This is a genomic window from Janthinobacterium foliorum (genome assembly GCF_978021625.1).
Map to the genome: position 1 here is coordinate 229,258 of NZ_CDXDQE010000004.1, position 19,018 is coordinate 248,275.

Sequence of the window (19,018 nt, forward strand, 5' to 3'; positions counted from 1 at the left end):
ATGCTCACTGCCTCGGCGGCCCCGTGCATTCGCACAGCTCCGCTTCTCAGCCACCTCTCCCTTCCGCTCGCTACGGTGTTGTTTGGCGTTTTAAGTAGCTTCAACCTGCCTCCACGCCGATGTGATACAGCGCCCACGGGCAGCTGGCAAAACGCTCGGCCAGGGGCAAGGCCGCCAGGGCCGCGATGCGGTCCGCATCGTGGATCGCCCATAATGGCCCCAGGCCACCGAGCGCCATCGGCTGCCCGTCCAGGTGGGTGGCGACCAGCATGGGCTGCGCGCGCGCCTGCGCCAGCGTCAATGCCGCCGCATAGCCATCGACGGCGCGCAGCAGCAGGCGCGTCGCGCCATCCTCCGGCGCGCCGGCCGCCTTCAGCACCTCTTCCAGCAGCGGCCCGCGCAGGGCATGCACCTTGCCGTCGTATTCCAGAGTCGGGTGGATGGTGCGCGCAGGCAAGTTCATCAAGGCCGCGAAGTCGAACGCCCGCGCCCGCTCAAAGCTGATCTTTTGCTTGTGCATCATCTGGTCGCGCACGGCGTCGAACGGGCCCCGGTTGGGCTTGTCGATGCTGCCCGTGACGGTCAGCAGGGCCGGGCCGCGCGCGGCGGCCGGCGCGGCCCGCACGCGGGTGGACAGCGTGCCGGCGGCCAGGGCGGCGGCGAGAAACTGGCGTTTGTGCATGTCCCTCTCCTCTTCGTTGAAAATCCGGAATGTGCTTAAGTCTATCTTAAGTTCGTTCAACAGTTCGCATTTTGCGCTTATTGTCAGTTTGCAATTTTGGCTTACATCTTGTCACAGTTCTTACGGAATGGAGAAAGACGTAGCTTTTTTCGGCTGTTATTGTGTAGTCATCGCACTTCGCTGAACTGCGAATCCAGGCACGAATCCAGGAACATTCACTAATTGAAAGAGAGAACATGATGAAGAAGAAAATCCTGTTTGCAATGATCGCTTCCGTTACCGCACTGACCGGCATGAGCGCCGCGCACGCCGAAGGCGCCTATGTGGGTGCCGGCATCACGGGCAACCGTTATAACTTCGATATTCCTGGCGCCACCAGCGCTGATAATCACAGCGGCTACAAGGCTGGCGGCAAGATTTTCGCCGGTTACGATTTTGATAAGACCTGGGCGGTCGAGGGCGGCTACGCCGATTTCGGCAGCAAGGACTACAGCTACGTCACTGGCGCCGGCAACGGTGCCGTGAAAAGCGATTCGCACGGCTACTATCTGGCCGGGAAGGCCACCATGCCCGTGAGCGACAAGGTCGGCGTGTTCGGCAAGCTGGGCGTGGCCCGCGTCGACAATAGCCTGAGCGGCAGCGGCCTGTCGACCGGCGTGACGGGCGAGAACAAGACGGGCGTGTACGCCTCCGTCGGCGCCCAGTACGCCATCAACGAGAAAGTCTCGCTGACGGCAGAAGTGGAACACTTCGGCAAGAGCGCCGACCAGGGCCACAAGGCGACCGGCATCGCGCTGGGCGCGCGCTACAACTTCTAAAAACCTACTGCGCGGCGCGCTTTGCGGCCTCCGATGCTCACTGTGCCATAGCACAGCTCCGCTTCTCGGGCAAATGGGGGCGCCGAGCCGCGTTGCCGCTCGCTACGGTTAAAAACTGGAAGTATGCTGAAAAAAAAGGCAGTTACCGCGAGGTAACTGCCTTTTTGCATGGCCAGACCTAAACTTAGGTGGTCAGCGGCTTGTAGCGGATGCGTTTTGGTTTCGCGCCTTCTTCACCCAGGCGTTTCTTCTTGTCGGCTTCGTATTCCTGATAGTTGCCGTCAAAGAAGGTGACCTGCGAGTTGCCTTCGAAGGCCAGGATATGCGTGGCGATACGGTCGAGGAACCAGCGATCATGCGAAATGACCATGACGCTGCCGGCAAATTCCAGCAGGGCGTCTTCCAGCGCGCGCAGGGTTTCCACGTCCAGATCGTTCGACGGTTCATCGAGCAGCAGGACGTTGCCGCCCATCAGCAGGGTTTTCGCCAGGTGCAGACGGCCGCGTTCACCGCCGGACAGGTTGCCCACTTGCTTCTGCTGGTCCGAACCCTTGAAGTTGAAGCGGCCCAGGTAGGCGCGCGACGGCATTTCAAAACGGCCCACCGTCAGCATGTCGGCGCCGCCGGACACGTCTTCGAACACGGACTTGTTGTCAGCCAGGCTATCGCGGTTCTGGTCGACGATGGAGACGCGCGCCGTCTGGCCGATGGCCACTTCGCCGCTATCCGGGGTTTCCTTGCCGGTGATCATCTTGAACAGGGTCGATTTACCGGCGCCGTTGGGGCCGATGATGCCGACGATGGCGCCTGGCGGCACCGTGAAGCTCAGGTTATCGATCAGCAAGCGGTCGCCAAACGCTTTCGACACGTTCTTGAACTCGATGACTTCATTGCCCAGGCGCTCGGCCACGGGAATGAAGATCTCCTGCGTTTCGTTGCGCTTCTGGTATTCGTGCTCGGACAGCTCGTTGAAGCGGGCCAGACGGGCTTTCGACTTGGCCTGGCGCGCTTTCGGATTCTGGCGCGACCATTCCAATTCCTTCTGCAGCGCCTTCTGGCGTGCCGATTCCGTCGCTTCTTCCTGCTTCAGGCGGGCTTGCTTCTGGTCCAACCAGGTCGAGTAGTTACCCTTCCATGGAATGCCGTGGCCGCGGTCCAGCTCCAGGATCCACTCTGCCGCGTTGTCGAGGAAGTAGCGGTCATGGGTGATGGCCACGACGGTGCCGGGGAAGCGCAGCAGGAATTGTTCCAGCCAGTCGACCGATTCCGCATCCAGATGGTTGGTCGGTTCGTCGAGCAGCAGCATGTCCGGTTTCGACAGCAGCAGCTTGCACAGCGCCACGCGGCGCTTTTCACCGCCGGACAGCACGCCGATCTTGGCGTCCCATGGCGGCAGGCGCAGCGCGTCGGCGGCCATTTCCAGCTGCAGGTTCAAATTGCCGCCGTCGGAGGTCGAGATGATCGCTTCCAGGCGCGCCTGTTCCGTGGCCAGGGCGTCGAAATCGGCGTCTTCCTCGGCATACGCGGCGTACACGGCTTCCAGCTTGGCTTGCGCTTCAAACACTTCGCCCAGGCCCGATTCCACTTCCTGGCGCACGGTTTTTTCCGGATCGAGCTGCGGTTCCTGCGGCAGGTAGCCGATGTTCAGGCCCGGCATCGGCACGGCTTCGCCCTGGATGTCGGTGTCGATCCCGGCCATGATTTTCAACAGGGTCGATTTGCCGGAGCCGTTCAGGCCCAGCACGCCGATCTTCGCGCCTGGGAAGAAGGAGAGGGAAATATCTTTCAGAATCTGGCGCTTGGGCGGAACGATTTTGCCCACGCGATTCATGGTGTAGACGTAATTTGCCATTAGAAATCTCGGGTGATATACAAAGACGGACAGGATACGGTAAACGCCCGCTTCCGGCCAGCGCTGCGCGCTGCCGGGGCGGGCAAAGACGCGATTACGCCGCCAGGCGCGCGCGGCGGCTGTTCCACAGCCCTTCGGCCGCATACAGGGCCAGCGCCGTCCAGATGACGAGGAAGCCCAGCATGCGCTCGGGCGTAAACGATTCGTGGAAGACCCACACGCCGATCAGCAGCTGGCCCGTGGGGGCGATGTATTGCAGCAAGCCCAGCACGGCCAGCGGCAGGCGCCGCGCGCCGGCGGCGAACAGCAGCAGGGGAATCGCCGTGATGGGGCCGGACGCCAGCAGCAGCGCGCGCGTGGCGGACGACTCCGTATTGACGAAGCCGCTCTGGCCCTGCCAGCCCAGCCACAGCATGTAGGCCAGCGCCAGCGGGAACAGGATCAGGGTTTCAAACGACAGGCCTTCCAGCGCGCCCAGCGCGGCCGTCTTGCGCAGCAAGCCATAGCCGCCGAAGGTGGCCGCCAGCAGCAGGGCGATCCACGGCACCTGCCCCGCCTGCCAGGTGAGCCAGGCCACGCCGCAGGCGGCCAGGCCGATGGCCAGCCATTGCGCGCGGCGCAAACGCTCGTGCAGCAGCAAAAAGCCCAGCATGACATTCACCAGCGGCGTGATGAAATAGCCGAGGCTGGCATCGACCACGTGGCCGTTGTTGACGGCCCAGATATAGATGAACCAGTTGGCGGACAATAAAAACGCGCTGGCAACGAAGCTGGCCACCACTTTCGGCTGGCCGCGCAAGCTGCCCAGCCAGCTCCACTGGCGGCGGATGGTCAGCACGATGCCCAGGAACAGCAGCGACCAGACCATGCGGTGCGCAAGGATTTCCTGCGGTGCGACCTCGTCTATTGCATGGAAGTAGAGTGGGAACAGGCCCCAGCAGAGGAAGGCGAGGGAAGCGTACAGCATGCCTGGATTCATGATGGGGGCGCCGGAGAGTGGTCAGTCTGTCATTATCGCTGAAAACACCGGGGACTGCCCGGCGCCGCTGGCGAGGCGTAGAATGGCAGCAAATCAACGGCCGCCAGCCCGCCTGACGGCGCCGCAGCGGCAGAAAACAACGACCTTTGGGGCAGCCCGGAACCATGCAAAAATACTCTTGCTATTTGCTAATACCTATCATATTGTGCGATGCAACAAAACAAAAACGGGTGCAACCTTGACGTCGGAACACAAAAAAAGCGGCCTGGCCGGCATGACGCTGGCGGCCGTCGGCATCGTTTACGGCGATATCGGCACCAGCCCGCTGTACACCCTGAAGACGGTCTTTGATCCTGCCCACGGCCTGGCGCTGTCGCACGAAAATCTGCTGGGCATCGTTTCGCTGATCTTCTGGGGCCTGACCCTGATCGTCTCGCTCAAGTACGTGACCCTGGTGCTGCGCGCCGACAACCGCGGCGAGGGCGGCATCATGGCCCTGATGGCGCTGGTGCTGTCGTCCGTCAGCCGCCTGTCGCGCTGGCATTTCCCGCTGATGGTCATCGGCGTCTTCGGCGCCACGCTGTTCTATGGCGACAGCGTGATCACGCCGGCCATTTCCGTGCTGTCGGCGATCGAAGGCCTGGAAGTGGCCACGCCCGCCCTGAGCGCATACGTGGTGCCGCTGACGATGGTGGTGCTGGTGGCCCTGTACTCCGTGCAGGCGCACGGCACGGCCGGCATCGGCCGCTATTTTGCGCCCATCATGGTGCTGTGGTTTGCCTCGCTGGCCGCCATGGGCGTGGTCAACATCATCAAGTCGCCGCATATCCTGGCCGCGCTCAATCCCATCCACGCGGCCACTTTCCTGATGCATAACGGCTTTGTTGCCTTCGTGGCACTCGGTGCCGTGGTGCTGGCGCTGACGGGCGCCGAGGCGCTGTATGCCGACATGGGCCACTTCGGCAAGAAGCCGATCCGCATGGCGTGGTTCCTGATCGCCTTTCCCGCGCTGGCGCTGAATTACCTGGGACAGGGCGGCTTGTTGCTGGCCCATCCGGAAGCCGTGTCGAATCCGTTTTACCAGCAGCTGGGCGCGTGGAGCGTGTATCCGCTGGTGATCCTGTCGACCATGGCCACCGTGATCGCCTCGCAGGCCACCATTTCCGGCACCTTCTCGATGACCAAGCAAGCCATCGCGCTGGGCTTCCTGCCGCGCATGCGCGTGCGTCATACGTCGGAAAGCGAAATCGGCCAGATCTACATTCCTGCAGTGAACTGGCTGCAGCTGTGCGTGGTGCTGCTGGCCGTGGTCGGCTTCGGCTCGTCGGAAAACCTGGCCGCCGCCTATGGCATCGCCGTCACGGCCACCATGCTGTGCACCACCATCCTGACCTTCTTCGTCATCCGCTACCGCTGGAAGATGAACCTGGCCCTGTGCTGGGCCGCCACGGGTTTCTTCCTGATCATCGACGTCAACCTGGTGTCGGCCACCGCGCTGAAACTGTTCCACGGCGGCTGGTTCCCCCTGCTCCTGGGCTCGATCCTCTTCATCGTCATGCTGACCTGGAAGCGGGGCCGCCAGCTGGTGTTCCAGAATCTGGAAAAACATGCGATCCCGCTCGACGATTTCCTCTCGTCGTTGTTCATCGCGCCGCCCCTGCGCGTGCCCGGCACGGCCATCTTCCTGCGCGGCGAAACGGACGGCGTGCCGCATGCGCTGCTGCATAACTTGCTGCACAACAAAGTGTTGCATGAAAGAGTCATCTTCCTCACCGTCTTCATGCATGAAGAGCCGTGGGTGGCGCCGTCCGAGCGCGTGCGCGTGGTGGACCTGGGCCACCAGTGCTACCAGGTCAACGTGCATTACGGTTTCAAGGACGAGCCGGACATTCCCGATGCGCTGGCGCAATGCGCGCAACAGGGACTCGATTTCGAGATGATGGAAACCTCGTTCTTCATCGCCCGCCAGACCATCATTTCGACGCCGGGCGCCGGCATGATGCCGTGGCGCGAGCATTTGTTCGTCACCATGTCGCGCAACGCGCGCACGGCGGCCGATTACTACCAGATCCCCAGCAACCGGGTCATCGAACTGGGCACGCAGGTGGAAATCTAGCCGGGACGGAGCGGCGGCGTGGTCGTTGTATCAACGTTGTATTGACGCACCAATTGCCGCCGTGCTTACGTCTGCTTACAAACGGGGTACACGAGTCCTGTTACACTCCAGCCCGTACCGGTCCGCACCGTACGGGCCTCAGTCACACTCCAATATTTAAAGGGAAACCATGAAATCGGTATTTCAAATGATCGCCACGCTCGCTTGCGCAGTGGCTCTGACTGCCTGCGGCGCCGCCGCAAACACCGAGAAGCCGGTGGTGCTCGACCCGAATACGCAAGTGAAGGAACTCAGTTTCACCGACCCGGTGGTCGGCACCGGCGCGACGGCGGCAGCGGGCGATAATTTGTTGGTGACCTACACCGGCTGGCTGTATGACGCGAGCAAGCCGGACAACAAGGGCGCGCAGTTCGATGCGACCCCGACGGCTGCCGGTTTCAAGCTCACCCTGGGCATCGGCCAGGTCATCCTGGGCTGGGACCGTGGCCTGGTCGGCATGAAAGAGGGCGGCACGCGCATCCTGTCCATTCCGTATGACCTGGGCTACGGCAAGGCGGGCAGCCCGCCGAAGATTCCTGGCTATGCGGGCTTGCTGTTTGAAGTCAAGCTGGTGGCCGTGACGAAAAAGTAAGCACGCGCACGGTGACAGACAGAAGGGCGATTCCACGGAATCGCCCTTTTTGTTTTCACGGCGCTCAGGCCGGCGCCAGCTCCTGGAAGTAATACGTGGCGCCCCCCAGATTGGCTGGCGCATCATATTGCAGCACTTGCGTGCGGCGCAGCGCGACGGCGCGCTGAAGGCGGGACCATCGTAGACGAAGGTGTGGAATTCGCCATTTTCGCCGCAGGCGTCGACGCCGGGCGGCAGGTCGGTCAAAAAGGCGGCATCGAACTCGCGCCCGCAAAATTCGCGTGGCAGATGCTGGCCATTGATGCACACGACGATGGCCTTGAAGCCGGCGGCGAGAAATTCATCGACCAGCGCGCGCCGCGCTTCGCCCCACAGGGGCAGGTGCGCCGTCAGGCCGGCGCTGGCGCAGACCTTTTCTTCCCAGTCGCGGTGCGGCTGCAGGTCGATGTCGCCAAAGATGGCGTGCGCGATGCCCTCGTCCTTCGCGGCGCGCAGCATGGCGATGAATTGCTCCTCGTAGCTGGCCCAGCTGGCGTGATAGCGCTGCAGGCGCGCACCCAGGCTGGCCGCCTGCGCCTCGAGCAGTTCCGGCGGCACGCCGTGCGAGCGCGACTTGCGGCCATCTTCATCCATGGCCGTGATCAGCAGCGGCACGGCCATGCCGGCGTGGCGCGCGCGCCATAGCGCCAGGCAGGAATCCTTGCCGCCGCTCCAGGAAATCAGGGCCGTCGTCATGCCGCTGTACCCGCCGAAACGGCACGCAGCATGTCGATGTGCTGTATGCCGTCTTCATCGTAGGGCGCGCTGACGGTGACGAAGCCGAACGACTGATAAAAGCGTTCCAGGTACAGCTGGGCGCCGATGCGGATGGCGTGGCCCGGATGCTGCTGCTCGGCGCGCGCGATGCCTTCGCTTAACAGCTGCCTGCCGGCGCCCGTGCTGCGCGCCTCGGGCGCCGTCAGCACGCGGCCCAGCGACATTTCCACATACTTGGCGCCGGGCGCCAGCACGCGCAGGTAGGCGGCCAGCCGGCGCTGGCCGTCGACCGTTTGCCAGCCCAGCAGATGCATGGCTGGCTGGTCATATCCATCGAGGTCCGGGTACAGGCACTGCTGTTCCAGCACGAACACGCGCTGGCGCAGGGCCAGCACCTGGTACAGATCGTGGGGGCCGAGTGCGTCGAACGTGTTCCATTGCCAGCTGATCATGGGTCATCCTTGATTGAGAGTGGCCGTGATTTTACCGGCTTCACGCCGCCGGCGTGGGATGGCGCTGCGCCAAAGCAAAAATCCCCGGCGGCGCCGGGTGGCGTGGCCGGGGATGTGCAACGCGCAGGGGCGCGTTTCCTTCGATTACACGATCGTCAGGGTGACGTCGATGTTGCCGCGCGTGGCGTTCGAGTACGGGCAAACGATGTGGGCGGCGGCGACCAGCGCTTCGGCGGCGGCGCGCTCCATGCCGGGCAGCGAGATTTTCAATTCCACTTCGATGCCGAAGCCCGTTTCGATGGCGCCGATGCCGACATTGCCTTCGATGGACAGGTCCGCTGGCAGGGCGATCTTGTCGCGGCCGCCGACGAATTTCATGGCGCCGATGAAGCAGGCCGAGTAACCGGCGGCGAACAGTTGTTCCGGATTGGTGCCGACGGCGCCATTGCCGCCCAGTTCTTTTGGCGTGGTCAGCTTGACGTCCAGCACATTGTCGGACGAGACGGCACGGCCTTCACGGCCTCCGGTGGCGGTAGCTTGAGCGCGGTACAGGACTTGTTTGATCGACATGATGGTTTCCTTGCGTTAGTTAAATAGTTGACGACTAAATAGTGTGCTACTTTTTTCACGGGCTGTCGCCCCAGGATGTCCGTCTGAAGAAGTCATTCCGGCGTCCATGTACGCAATATATATCGTGCGCTATTTAATTGCAAGCGATTTTATTTCGCCCTCCATCGCCCAAGTCTTTTTTTCTTGCCTTTGTCGCCATTAATCGCCTTCCGTCGCATAATGGCCACCGTCGCCGGGGCCGGTGGTTATGCTGGCCCCACTTCAATAGCCTAGGAAAAAATCATGACCAGCTTCTTCTTTATCCTGCGCATCACCCTGGCGACGATGATCACGTACATCCTCGCCACCGCCATCCTGGTCGAGAATTTTCTGCGCCATGTCTTCGGGCAGACGGAAGGCTTTTTTGTCATCGTCGGCGCGCTGCTGGCCAGCGCCGTTGTCACGAACGCGTTTTCGCACGTGCGCCGCGTGCGCCTGATCGCAGGCAGTGTCAACGCCAGCACCCTGTCGAGCCGCCAGCGGCGCCAGATCGAGATCCCCTTCGAGGCGGGCGAAGCGTTCGATATGATCGATGCGGCCATCCGCGAATTGCCGGGCAGCGAAGTGGTCGAAAGCGCGCGCGACAGCCTGCAGGTGCAGGCCCGCGTGCGCCGCGCGGCGCCCTATACGGACACGGGCTTGCCGCGCATGCGCGTGCTGGGTTTCCTGGAACCGCGGCCGAACCAGATCCTCGCCACCGTCACGCCGAACGGCGAAGCGGGCAGCGTGACCCTGATCTGCGAACCGGCGCGCAATGCCTGGACGGACTGGTTCCTCGTCGACCATGGCAGCAATCTGGAAAACGCGGAAGCGGTGACGCGGGCCATCACGCGCCGCGTGGCGCAGCGCCGCCGCGGCGAACAGGCCGAGGCGCGCCAGACGGTGACGGAAAAGGAACTCACGGTCGCGAAACTGAGCCTGCTGCATGCGCAGGTGGAGCCGCACTTCCTGTACAACACCCTGGCCAGCGCGCAGCTGCTCACGCGCAGCGACCCGGCGCGGGCCGATGAAATGCTGGGCAACCTGATTTTGTACCTGCGCCACTCGCTGCCGCGCACGGAGCAGGCTATGTCGACCCTGGGCACGGAACTGGAGCGGGCGCGCGCCTATCTCGATATCCTGAAAATCCGCATGGGCGCGCGGCTGAACCTGCAGATCGAGGTGCCGCAATACCTGCGCCAGGCGGAGCTGCCGCCGATGATGCTGCAAACCCTGGTGGAAAACGCCATCAAGCATGGCCTGGAGCCGAAAAGCGGCGGCGGCACCATCTGGATCATGGCGCGCAGCGGCAACGGCACGGTGATCGTCACGGTGGCGGACGATGGCAAGGGCTTCAGCGACGATGGCGCCGGCACGGGCATCGGCTTGCGCAATGTGCGCGAACGGCTGCGCCTGACCTACGGCAACGCCGCCGCGTTTTCCATCCTCGCCAATTTCCCCGATGGCGTGACGGCCACCATCACGGTGCCCGACAGCACGGCGCAAGGAGTCTCGTATGGATCCGCTTGACCTGACTTGCGTCATCGCCGAAGACGAGTCCCTGCTGCGCGATGCGCTGGTGGCGATGCTGGGTGAACTGTGGCCGGCCCTGCGCATCGTCGCCGCCTGCGATGACGGCGGCACGGCGCTCGAGGCCATCGCCACGCTGCGACCCGATATCGCTTTCCTGGATATCCGCATGCCGGGCCTGACGGGCCTGGAAGTGGCGGCCGGCGCCTTGCAGGCCAGCCCCGCCACGCAAGTGGTGTTCGTCACGGCGTATGACCAGTATGCGATCGATGCCTTCGACAAGGGCGCCGTCGACTATCTGCTGAAGCCGATTTCCCGCGCGCGCCTGCAGGCGACCCTGCAGCGCGTGCAGGCGCGCGCCGCCAAGGGGGCGGCCAGCGACAGCGCCCTGGCCGGCCTGCTGCAGCAGCTGACGAGCGCCTTGCCGGCGGCCGCCAAGTCGCCGCCGCTGGTGTGGCTGACGGCCAGCAGCGGCAAGGATACGCGGCTGATCATGGTGGACGACATCGCTTATTTTCAGTCCGATACCAAATACACGGCCGTCATGACGGCCGAGGGCGAGGCGCTGCTGCGCAAGCCGATCCGCGAACTGCTCGACGTGCTCGATCCCGCCATCTTCAAGCAGATCCACCGCTCGACCATCGTCAACATGAAGGCGGTGGCGTCCGTCACCCGCGACGAAGTGGGGCGGGGAGTCCTGCGCCTGAAGACGCGGCCGGAAACCCTGGCCGTGAGCCAGCCGTTCATGGCGCTGTTCAGGAATATGTAGAGCTGCTCAAGCCGGGGTCAGACCCTCAATACCGCTAACGCCAGGCTCACCGTCAACGTGGACGGGGGTCTGACCCCAGAATTACTCCGCAGTTTCAAAACCCTCAAGCACATTGACGACATTGATGCCGATTTCCTTCACGGCATAGCCGCCTTCGAGGATGAAGGCGGTGGGCAGGTTCAGATGGGCCAGGCGTTCGCCCACGCGCAGGTAGTCGCCACTTTGCAGGGCGAAGTGCGAGAGCGGGTCGCCGACGAAGGTGTCCACGCCGAGCGAGACCACCAGCGCGTCGGGCGCGTACATGTTGATGCGCAGGCAGGCCGTCTCCAGCGCGGCGAACCAGCTGGGCGTGCTGCTGCCGGCCGGCAGCGGCAGGTTGACGTTGTAGCCGGCGCCGGCGCCGCTGCCCGTCTCGTCGGCGTGGCCCAGGTAGAACGGATATTCGTTGCGCGGGTCGGCGTGGATGGAGGCGAACAGCACGTCGTCGCGCGCATAGAAAATGCTCTGCGTGCCGTTGCCGTGGTGGTAGTCGATATCCAGGATGGCGACCTTGCGCGCGCCGTCGTCGAGCAGGTGCTGCGCGGCCAGGGCCGCATTGTTCAGGTAGCAGTAGCCGCCAAAGAAATCGCTGCCCGCGTGGTGGCCCGGTGGCCGCGTCAGGGCAAAGGTGGCCCGCTCGCCCAGGCGCAGCGCGTGCGCCGCGTTGACGGCGCAGTCGGCGCCCGTCTTGGCCGCCGTCCACGTGCCGGCCGTGAGCGGCGTGCCATTGTCCATCGAATACAGGCCCAGCCGGGCCGCGAAGTTCTCCGGCTCGATATCGTGGCGCAGGGTGCGCACGGGCCACACGGATGGCAGCGCGTCCTTGTTGGCGTTGTCGGGATCGAGCGCCAGCCAGTCGTGCCACGCATGGCGCAAAAAGTGCAGGTAGCGGGGCGTGTGGATGCGTTCCAGCGACGTCAGCGGCACGCCGTGCGGCGTGACGATGCGGCCCAGGTTGCGCCGTCCCAGTTCGGCCACCACCATGTCGACCCGCTCCGGCGTCTCGAAGCAGGGCACCATCTCGCCGCGAAACCATTCGAAGCGGCCCCGGTGCTGGCCGTGCAATTCATTGTAGAAGGTCAGCATGGGGCGCGTGGCGGGGCCTGGGCAGGATCAGGTGTGCGAGCACAAAGTGCTGGCGCGGTAGGCGGCGACGAAGTCGTCGAAGCTGCCGGCGGGTGCCGCTTCCATGGCGCGCTGCTCGGCCAGCGAGCTTTCGGCCAGCTGGTCGAAATACGCGCTTTGCTCGGGTGTGGGCGGATGCGTGCGGAAGTAGGCGGCGTGGCGCTCGCTCTGGCGCAAGCCGAAGGCGGCAAACGAGCCGCCGTTGGCGCGCAGCTCGGCCAGCACCTTGGCCGATGGCGTGGCATCGGGGTCGGCCAGTTTGCGCGCTTGCGCCGCCAGGCTGTCCGCATGCTGCGTGCCGCCCTGGCGCGCGTCGAGCAAGGCGGCCACGGGCGCGATGCGCGCCAGCAGTTCCTCGCCCCACGCCTGCAGGGTGATTTCCTTGCCGTCGCGGCGCAGGGTCAGGCCCGGCGTGCGGCCTTCCTTCACCGTGCGGGCGAAATTGTTGGTATAGCAGGCGCTTTGCTCGGCCGAGATGGGGCCGCTGTCGTCGAGGGCGCAGAACAGCAAAAAGGCGTCGAGAAAGCGGCCCGTCTCCAGGCTGATGCCCACCGGCTCGAACGGGTCGACATCCATGCAGCGCACTTCGATGTATTGCACGCCGCGCAGGCACAGGGCCTGGATGGGGCGCTCGCCCGTGCGGATCACGCGTTTCGGGCGGATGGTCGAATAGTATTCATTTTCGATCTGCAGCACGTTGGTGGACAATTGTATCCACTCGCCATCCTTTTTCGTGCCCAGCGCTTCATATGGCGGATACGGGTCGTTGACGGCGTGCGTGAGGGCGTTGACGTAGTCGTCCAGGCTGTTTTCGTGCGGACGCAGGCCCGACTGGGCATCGTTCTGGTAGCCCAGGTCGCTCATGCGCAGGCTGGTGGCGTACGGCAGGAACAGGGTGTCGTCGGACAGGCTGTCGAGCTTGTGCGCGCGACCGCGCAGGAAACCGGCCGACAGGGCCGGCGAGGCGCCGAACAGGTACATCAGCAGCCAGCTGTAGCGGCGGAAGTTGCGGATCGTCGCCAGGTAGCTTTCCGATTGCACGTCCTTGGCCGAGGCCGTCGCATGCGCGGGGCTGGCGCTGGTGTCCGGCTGGCTGGCCAGCACTTGCCACAGTTGTTCATCGAGCGAATAGTTGTAATGGATGCCGGCGATGCATTGCATGGCTTTGCCATAACGCAAGGCCAGGCCGCGCCGGTAGACATGCTTGAGCATGCCCATGTTCGAGGTGCCGTAATTGGCGATCGCGATGTCCGCCTCGGGCGGCAGCTGGCAGGGCATCGACTGGCTCCACAGCAGTTCGTCGCCGAGGCGGCTGTAGGCATGGCGGTGCACGGTGTCCAGCTTGTCCAGCGTGGTGGCGATATCGGCTTCGGCCGGCGTGATGAATTCAAGCAGCGCTTCGGCGTAGTCGGTGGTGATCTCGGGATGCGTCAGCGCCGAGCCCAGGGCGACGGGATGGGGCGTGGAAGCCAGATGGCCGGCGGCGTCGACGCGCAGGGTTTCACGCTCGATGCCGCGCAAGCCGCCCAGCAGCGCGCGGTTGGCATCTTCAGTCAGCAATGCCAGGCGGCGAGTCAACAGGTTGGGCAATTTGAGCTTCCTTTCTTGTGCAGCATATAAATAATTTGTGCTGAGATTAACCGAAAATTGGCAAAGGCGTCGGCGCCGGCCCAAAAAACGCCGCATCGCCAGCGTCCGCCCCATGGCACGGGGACGACGCTTCGGTCAGGAATTCGCTTGATATTTTAACAAACTGAGGGGGATCTGGCGCGTCGCTGGATCAAGCGACGCGCACAGCAATGCGGTCAGCCCAGGCGGGCGCCGCTGACCCGTTCGATGCCGGCCAGGTCTTGCCAGCTCTGCACTTTGCCGTAGCCGGCTTCGGCCAGCAAGCCGCGCACCTGTGCCGCCTGGTCATAGCCGTGTTCCATCAGCAGCCAGGCGCCCGACGCCAGGTGGCGCGCGGCGCCGGCGACGATGGTGCGCAGGGCCGACAGGCCGTCCGCATGGTCCGTCAGCGCGCCGGCCGGCTCGAAGCGCAAGTCGCCTTCGGCCAGGTGGCGGTCGCCGCTGGCGATGTAGGGAGGATTCGAGACGATCAGGTCGAATTTTTCCGTGCCCAGCGCTTCGAACCAGTCGCTGGCCATGAAGGTGATGTTGACGCCGTTGGCGCTGGCGTTGCGGCGCGCCACGGCCAGCGCCGCGCTGCTCACGTCGAGGGCCGTGACGACGGCGTCGGGCCGCGTATGCGCGAGGGCGACGGCGATGGCGCCGCTGCCCGTGCCCATGTCGAGCACCCGACCGCCCGGTGGCAGGCGCTCGAGCGCCAGTTCCACCAGCACTTCCGTGTCGGGGCGGGGGATCAGCACGGCGTCGCTGACGGCAAACGGCAAGCCGAAGAATTCGCGCTGGCCGACGATGTAGGCGATCGGCTCGCCCTGCAGGCGGCGCGCCAGCAGGCCTGACAAACGCTCGGCTTCGTCATGAGTAAGGACTCGCTCCGATTGCGTGATCAGGCTCACGCGCGACAGGCCCAGCGCGTGGCCCAGCAGGATGCGGTTGTCGAGCGGGTCGAGCAGGGGGCGGATTTGCAAGGCGCCGACAGTGCTGCCGGCGGGAATCAAGGTTTCTGGCATGGTGCTTTCAATTATTTCTTACGGCGCAACAAGGTCCACAGCAGGCCGATGGCAAAAATGGCAAACCAGGCAAATGCCCACTGCGGGATCGACAGGCCGAAAAATGGCTCGCCCGCGCTTTCGCAGGCGCCATACGATTCAAACATGAAAGGCATGAGTTCGGCCGTGAAGACCTTGTTCAGCGCCGTTTCCACGGGGTCGATGCCGCACGAGAAGCCGGGGTTGGCCAGCACGTACAGGTGCTTGGCGCCCACGCCCAGGCCGCCCAAAGCCGCCAGCAGGCCGACACTGGCGCCGATCTTCGGACGGTTGGCCGCCGCGCCCGCCAGGCAGGCGATGGCGATGGCGAGGAACAGGTAGCGCTGGATCACGCACAGCGGGCAGGGTGCCATGTTCATGGCATGCTGCAAATACATGGCCACGCCCAGCATCAGGAAACACAGGGCGGCGATCAACAGGAGGACGGTGCGTGAATTTTTCATGGGCGACACGGTGAGGTGGATGGAATCGAGCTACGCATTCTCGCACAAGGGCCGATTTTTGTTGCTTAGCCGCTACTTAAACCCTTGATCTGGCTGGGCGCTTTAAAAAGTGTTCAGGGCGAGGCGCAGCGCCGCAGGCAGTACGAAGGTACGGCCAGGCGCTGCAACGCCGCCATGGACGCTTTTTAATCGCCCAGCGCTGCTAAGAGCTCCGCCTGGTGCTCTGCCGCCAAGGCATTCGTCAGCTCCGTCAAATCGCCATCCATGATGAAGTCCAGCTTGTACAACGTCAGGTTGATGCGGTGGTCCGTCAGGCGCCCCTGCGGGAAGTTATACGTGCGGATGCGTTCGCTGCGGTCGCCCGAGCCGATCAGGCTCTTGCGGGTGGCCGCTTCCTTCGACTGCTGTTCGCGCAGCTGCACGTCCTTGATGCGCGCGGCCAGTACCTTCATGGCTTGCGCCTTGTTCTTGTGCTGGCTGCGGTCATCCTGGCACTCCACCACGATGCCGGTCGGCAAGTGGGTGATGCGCACGGCCGAGTCCGTCTTGTTGATGTGCTGCCCGCCGGCGCCCGAGGCGCGGTAGGTGTCGATGCGCAGGTCGGCCGGGTTGATGTTGACGTCTTCCACTTCATCCGCTTCCGGCATCACGGCCACCGTGCAGGCCGACGTATGGATGCGGCCCTGGGTTTCCGTGGCCGGCACGCGCTGCACGCGGTGGCCGCCCGATTCGAACTTCAGCTTGGAATACGCGCCATTGCCGACGATGCGCACGATTACTTCGCGGTAGCCGCCCAGGTCGGAATCTGACGAGGACACCAGTTCCACCTGCCAGCGGTTGCGTTCGGCAAAGCGCGTGTACATGCGCAGCAGGTCGCCGGCGAACAGGGCGGATTCGTCGCCGCCCGTGCCGGCGCGAATTTCCAGGAAGATGTTGCGCTCGTCGTTGACGTCCTTCGGCAGCAGCATGGTCTGCAGCTCGCGCTCCAGCTGCGCCATGGTGGCTTTCGCCGTTTCGATCTCTTCCTGGGCGAATTCCTTCATGTCCGGGTCGGCCAGCATGTCCTGCGCTGTGGCAATGTCGTTGCCCGCTTCCTGATAGGAGCGGTACAGGGCCACCAATGGGCCCAGTTCGGCATGCTCGCGCGTCATCTTGCGGTAGCTGTCCATGTTGGACGTGGCGTCCGGGTGCATCAACAGTTCGTCGAGTTCAACCAGGCGGTTCGCCAGTTGATCGAGTTTGGCCAGCATGGATGGTTTCATAGCGATTCGCGGTAAAGAGTGTAGGGAGAGGGCGGGTCAGGCAAGCCCGGCAGGCGGGCAGGGGCGGCCGCGCGCGGGCGGCCAGCGGGGCAGCGCTAACGGCGCGGGCGGAACAGTTTCGGCAGCAGGGTGGCCAGCTGCTTGCGTTCGTCGCCTTGCGCGTGATGCAGCGCCTGCTGCGGACCGTGCAGGAACTTGGCCGTCAAGCCTTTCGACAGGGCTTCCAGCACGGCGTCGACGTCGGCGCCCTTGGCCAGCATCTTGCGCGCCCGTTCGACTTCCATCAGGCGCAGTGCTTCGCTGCTTTCATGCAAATTCTGGATGACGGGTACCATGGCGCGGTCATCGACCCAGCTCATGAAGGATTGCACGCGTGTCTCGATGATCGATTCGGCTTGCGCCACGGCCGCCTGCCGGCTTTCCAGGCCCGTCTGCACGACCTTGCCCAGGTCGTCGACCGTGTACAGGAAGACGTCGTTCAGGCGGCCCACTTCCGCTTCGATGTCGCGCGGCACGGCCAGGTCGACCATGAACATGGGCTTGTGGCGGCGTGCCTTGATGGCGCGCTCGACCAGGCCCAGGCCCAGCAGCGGCAAGGATGACGCCGTGCACGAGATGACGATGTCGAAGCGGTGCAGCTGCTCCGGCAGGTCCGCCAGGCGGATGGCCGTGCCGCTGAAGCGGTGCGCCAGTTCCTCGCCCCGCTCCATGGTGCGGTTGGCAATGGTGATGCTTTTCGGATTTTGCGCCGCGAAGTGCGTGGCGCACAGCTCGATCATTTCGCCGGCGCCGATGAACAGCACGTTCTGCTCGGCGATCTTGTCGAAGATGCGCTGCGACAGGCGCACGGCGGCGGCCGCCATGGACACGCTGTGGGCGCCGATTTCCGTGCTGCTGCGCACTTCCTTGGCGACGGAGAAGCTGCGCTGGAACAACTGGTGCAGATACGTGCCCAGGCCGCCCGCCTCGTCGGCCGTGCGGATGGCGTCCTTGATCTGGCCCAGGATCTGCGTTTCGCCCAGCACCATCGAGTCGAGCCCGGAGGCGACGCGGAAGGTGTGGCGCACGGCATCATGCTGCGGCAGCATATACAAGTGGGGCCGCAGCTCGCTGTAGTTCAACTGGTGGTAGTCGGCCAGGAAATGCGCGCCCGCGTCGAGCGGATTGGGCACGTGGCTGGCCGCATACAATTCCGTGCGGTTGCAGGTCGACAGGATGGCCGCTTCGTCGTTGTCGCGCAAGTCGATGCGCTGGAACCAGGTGCGCGCCGCCATCACCGCCTGGCCCAGATGCTCAGGCGCAAACGCCAGCTGTTCGCGGAGCGACACTGGTGCGGTGGTGTGATTGAGGCCGACGGCGAGCAGTTGCATTTCAGGGCTGTTGGGAATTCTTATGCCGACATTATAGCGCTTTGTGCCCGCTCTTTGAGCAGCCCGCCTGTTTTCGCCCTGATGCGCCGCCGTCACCCCCCGAGTTTTTCCAGGCGGTAGCCATAACTGTAGACGGGCACGAGGCGGTAGCCGTGTTCCGGTTTCAGCTGCAGTTTGTTGCGCACGCGCGAGACGTGGGTATCCATGGTGCGCGAAGGCAAGGCCGTATCGCGCTGCCACACGGCTTCGTGGATGTAGGCGCGCGACAGGGGCCGGCCCAGGTTGCGGAAGAACAGCAGCGCCAGGGCGAATTCCTTGTGCGTCACGTCCAGTACTTCGCCATCCATCAGCAGGCGGCCGGGACGGGTTTCAAAGGTGTAATGACCGAATTGCAATTGCTCGGCGCCGTTCTGGGCCGGATACGCCACGCGCAGCAGCGCCTGCGTGCGCAGGGTCAGTTCGCTGCGGCGCAAGGGCTTGATCATGTAGTCGTCGGCGCCCGCCGTCATGCCCGCCACCACGTCGTCTTCGCCGGAGCTGTTGGTCATAAACAACACCGGCGCCTTGGGCGCCAGTTTCTCGCGTGCGCGGCGCAGCACTTCGGCGGCGTCCAGGTCGCTGACATGCCAGTCGAGGATGAGCATGTCGCAGCTGTCCTTGCGCAGCTGGCCCAGCATTTCCTTGCCACTCTGAAACTCGTGGCAAGCGTGGCCGGCGGCGGTGAGCACCTGGCAGATCAGTTCTGCCTGAGTATGGTCGCTATCGAGTACGGCAATTCGCATAATTGGCTGGAATGTGTAGCAACAAACAGACGGTCCGCTCTGCTTATCGTAATGTTAAGGAATGCTCTAGTGAAATATAACAGAGATTGCAACTGTGTCCAGTGAAATCGGCGGGCAGGCCCTTTACGCTACACTTGTTCATCGACCTC

The 19,018-nt window shown here is 63.9% G+C and carries 17 protein-coding genes and 1 pseudogene; 5 read left to right on the forward strand and 13 right to left on the reverse strand.

Features of this window, described 5'->3' with window-relative positions; translation table 11 throughout:
• Positions 1 to 100 precede the first annotated feature (100 nt).
• Positions 101 to 682, reverse strand: coding sequence for a molybdopterin-dependent oxidoreductase (locus tag ACZ92H_RS11310; protein ID WP_131374721.1), 582 nt, complete (start codon positions 680 to 682; stop codon positions 101 to 103).
• A 236-nt stretch (positions 683 to 918) separates the two neighbouring features.
• Between ACZ92H_RS11310 and ACZ92H_RS11315 the strand changes: the two genes are divergently transcribed.
• Positions 919 to 1,500 carry a porin family protein gene (locus ACZ92H_RS11315; RefSeq protein ID WP_131374719.1) on the forward strand — a complete coding sequence of 194 codons (582 nt, stop codon included), beginning with the start codon at positions 919 to 921 and terminating at the stop codon, positions 1,498 to 1,500.
• Positions 1,501 to 1,684: 184 nt separating this feature from the next.
• On the opposite strand, the gene ettA is transcribed toward ACZ92H_RS11315, so the two are convergent.
• Together ettA and rarD are read right to left on the reverse strand one after the other, a co-directional pair.
• Complete coding sequence (ettA, locus tag ACZ92H_RS11320) at positions 1,685 to 3,352, reverse strand: energy-dependent translational throttle protein EttA (RefSeq protein WP_086144373.1); 1,668 nt, start codon at positions 3,350 to 3,352, stop codon at positions 1,685 to 1,687.
• A gap of 94 nt (positions 3,353 to 3,446) precedes the next feature.
• On the reverse strand, positions 3,447 to 4,331 hold the full coding sequence (gene rarD, locus ACZ92H_RS11325; RefSeq protein ID WP_131374715.1) for an EamA family transporter RarD: 885 nt from the start codon (positions 4,329 to 4,331) through the stop codon (positions 3,447 to 3,449).
• A gap of 238 nt (positions 4,332 to 4,569) precedes the next feature.
• On the opposite strand from rarD, the gene ACZ92H_RS11330 reads away from it, so the two are divergent.
• On the forward strand, positions 4,570 to 6,447 hold the full coding sequence (locus ACZ92H_RS11330; RefSeq protein ID WP_092798785.1) for a potassium transporter Kup: 1,878 nt from the start codon (positions 4,570 to 4,572) through the stop codon (positions 6,445 to 6,447).
• A 169-nt stretch (positions 6,448 to 6,616) separates the two neighbouring features.
• Positions 6,617 to 7,078 carry an FKBP-type peptidyl-prolyl cis-trans isomerase gene (locus tag ACZ92H_RS11335; protein ID WP_465049395.1) on the forward strand — a complete coding sequence of 154 codons (462 nt, stop codon included), beginning with the start codon at positions 6,617 to 6,619 and terminating at the stop codon, positions 7,076 to 7,078.
• Between the two features lie 222 nt (positions 7,079 to 7,300).
• Here ACZ92H_RS11335 and ACZ92H_RS11340 read toward each other — a convergent pair.
• The 3 genes and pseudogenes from ACZ92H_RS11340 to ACZ92H_RS11350 all read right to left on the reverse strand — a co-directional run.
• Positions 7,301 to 7,813 (reverse strand): annotated as a pseudogene (locus ACZ92H_RS11340) (Dph6-related ATP pyrophosphatase); the annotation flags it as partial.
• On the reverse strand, positions 7,810 to 8,286 hold the full coding sequence (locus ACZ92H_RS11345) for a GNAT family N-acetyltransferase (protein ID WP_465049397.1): 477 nt from the start codon (positions 8,284 to 8,286) through the stop codon (positions 7,810 to 7,812). The gene ACZ92H_RS11345 and the pseudogene ACZ92H_RS11340, both read right to left, overlap by 4 nt.
• 144 nt (positions 8,287 to 8,430) lie before the next feature.
• Positions 8,431 to 8,856, reverse strand: a complete 426-nt coding sequence (locus ACZ92H_RS11350; protein ID WP_034783746.1) for an organic hydroperoxide resistance protein — start codon at positions 8,854 to 8,856, stop codon at positions 8,431 to 8,433.
• Between the two features lie 282 nt (positions 8,857 to 9,138).
• Between ACZ92H_RS11350 and ACZ92H_RS11355 the strand changes: the two genes are divergently transcribed.
• Together ACZ92H_RS11355 and ACZ92H_RS11360 are read left to right on the forward strand one after the other, a co-directional pair.
• On the forward strand, positions 9,139 to 10,404 hold the full coding sequence (locus ACZ92H_RS11355; protein WP_465049398.1) for a histidine kinase: 1,266 nt from the start codon (positions 9,139 to 9,141) through the stop codon (positions 10,402 to 10,404).
• Positions 10,391 to 11,173, forward strand: a complete 783-nt coding sequence (locus ACZ92H_RS11360) for a LytR/AlgR family response regulator transcription factor (RefSeq protein ID WP_131374703.1) — start codon at positions 10,391 to 10,393, stop codon at positions 11,171 to 11,173. Before ACZ92H_RS11355 ends, ACZ92H_RS11360 begins: the two co-directional genes overlap by 14 nt.
• A gap of 81 nt (positions 11,174 to 11,254) precedes the next feature.
• On the opposite strand, the gene ACZ92H_RS11365 is transcribed toward ACZ92H_RS11360, so the two are convergent.
• The 7 genes from ACZ92H_RS11365 to ACZ92H_RS11395 form a co-directional block, all read right to left on the reverse strand.
• Positions 11,255 to 12,298 (reverse strand): histone deacetylase family protein, encoded by a 1,044-nt coding sequence (locus ACZ92H_RS11365; RefSeq protein WP_465049399.1) that lies wholly within the window; start codon positions 12,296 to 12,298, stop codon positions 11,255 to 11,257.
• Between the two features lie 27 nt (positions 12,299 to 12,325).
• A complete protein-coding gene (gshA, locus tag ACZ92H_RS11370; protein WP_465049400.1) occupies positions 12,326 to 13,927 on the reverse strand; it encodes a glutamate--cysteine ligase in 1,602 nt (533 codons plus the stop codon).
• 215 nt (positions 13,928 to 14,142) lie between these two features.
• Positions 14,143 to 14,973 carry a peptide chain release factor N(5)-glutamine methyltransferase gene (prmC, locus tag ACZ92H_RS11375; RefSeq protein ID WP_465049401.1) on the reverse strand — a complete coding sequence of 277 codons (831 nt, stop codon included), beginning with the start codon at positions 14,971 to 14,973 and terminating at the stop codon, positions 14,143 to 14,145.
• Positions 14,974 to 14,984: 11 nt separating this feature from the next.
• Positions 14,985 to 15,455 (reverse strand): disulfide bond formation protein B, encoded by a 471-nt coding sequence (locus ACZ92H_RS11380; RefSeq protein WP_131374695.1) that lies wholly within the window; start codon positions 15,453 to 15,455, stop codon positions 14,985 to 14,987.
• A 185-nt stretch (positions 15,456 to 15,640) separates the two neighbouring features.
• The gene (prfA, locus tag ACZ92H_RS11385) at positions 15,641 to 16,717 is read right to left on the reverse strand and encodes a peptide chain release factor 1 (protein ID WP_131374693.1); all 1,077 of its coding nucleotides are present in this window, start codon (positions 16,715 to 16,717) and stop codon (positions 15,641 to 15,643) included.
• Positions 16,718 to 16,812: 95 nt separating this feature from the next.
• The gene (gene hemA / locus ACZ92H_RS11390; protein ID WP_131374691.1) at positions 16,813 to 18,087 is read right to left on the reverse strand and encodes a glutamyl-tRNA reductase; all 1,275 of its coding nucleotides are present in this window, start codon (positions 18,085 to 18,087) and stop codon (positions 16,813 to 16,815) included.
• A gap of 92 nt (positions 18,088 to 18,179) precedes the next feature.
• The gene (locus tag ACZ92H_RS11395) at positions 18,180 to 18,869 is read right to left on the reverse strand and encodes a response regulator transcription factor (protein ID WP_092798761.1); all 690 of its coding nucleotides are present in this window, start codon (positions 18,867 to 18,869) and stop codon (positions 18,180 to 18,182) included.
• Between the last annotated feature and the right edge of the window lie 149 nt (positions 18,870 to 19,018).

Excerpts from the sequence above, each read along its gene's own strand:
- ettA (WP_086144373.1), bottom strand. The coding sequence starts at position 3,352 with ATGGCAAATTACGTCTACACCATGAATCGCGTGGGCAAAATCGTTCCG.
- hemA (WP_131374691.1), bottom strand. The coding sequence starts at position 18,087 with ATGCAACTGCTCGCCGTCGGCCTCAATCACACCACCGCACCAGTGTCG.
- ACZ92H_RS11395 (WP_092798761.1), bottom strand. The coding sequence starts at position 18,869 with ATGCGAATTGCCGTACTCGATAGCGACCATACTCAGGCAGAACTGATC.
- ACZ92H_RS11350 (WP_034783746.1), bottom strand. The coding sequence starts at position 8,856 with ATGTCGATCAAACAAGTCCTGTACCGCGCTCAAGCTACCGCCACCGGA.
- rarD (WP_131374715.1), bottom strand. The coding sequence starts at position 4,331 with ATGAATCCAGGCATGCTGTACGCTTCCCTCGCCTTCCTCTGCTGGGGC.
- ACZ92H_RS11380 (WP_131374695.1), bottom strand. The coding sequence starts at position 15,455 with ATGAAAAATTCACGCACCGTCCTCCTGTTGATCGCCGCCCTGTGTTTC.
- ACZ92H_RS11345 (WP_465049397.1), bottom strand. The coding sequence starts at position 8,286 with ATGATCAGCTGGCAATGGAACACGTTCGACGCACTCGGCCCCCACGAT.
- ACZ92H_RS11335 (WP_465049395.1), top strand. The coding sequence starts at position 6,617 with ATGAAATCGGTATTTCAAATGATCGCCACGCTCGCTTGCGCAGTGGCT.
- ACZ92H_RS11310 (WP_131374721.1), bottom strand. The coding sequence starts at position 682 with ATGCACAAACGCCAGTTTCTCGCCGCCGCCCTGGCCGCCGGCACGCTG.
- prmC (WP_465049401.1), bottom strand. The coding sequence starts at position 14,973 with ATGCCAGAAACCTTGATTCCCGCCGGCAGCACTGTCGGCGCCTTGCAA.
- ACZ92H_RS11355 (WP_465049398.1), top strand. The coding sequence starts at position 9,139 with ATGACCAGCTTCTTCTTTATCCTGCGCATCACCCTGGCGACGATGATC.
- prfA (WP_131374693.1), bottom strand. The coding sequence starts at position 16,717 with ATGAAACCATCCATGCTGGCCAAACTCGATCAACTGGCGAACCGCCTG.
- ACZ92H_RS11365 (WP_465049399.1), bottom strand. The coding sequence starts at position 12,298 with ATGCTGACCTTCTACAATGAATTGCACGGCCAGCACCGGGGCCGCTTC.
- ACZ92H_RS11360 (WP_131374703.1), top strand. The coding sequence starts at position 10,391 with ATGGATCCGCTTGACCTGACTTGCGTCATCGCCGAAGACGAGTCCCTG.
- ACZ92H_RS11315 (WP_131374719.1), top strand. The coding sequence starts at position 919 with ATGATGAAGAAGAAAATCCTGTTTGCAATGATCGCTTCCGTTACCGCA.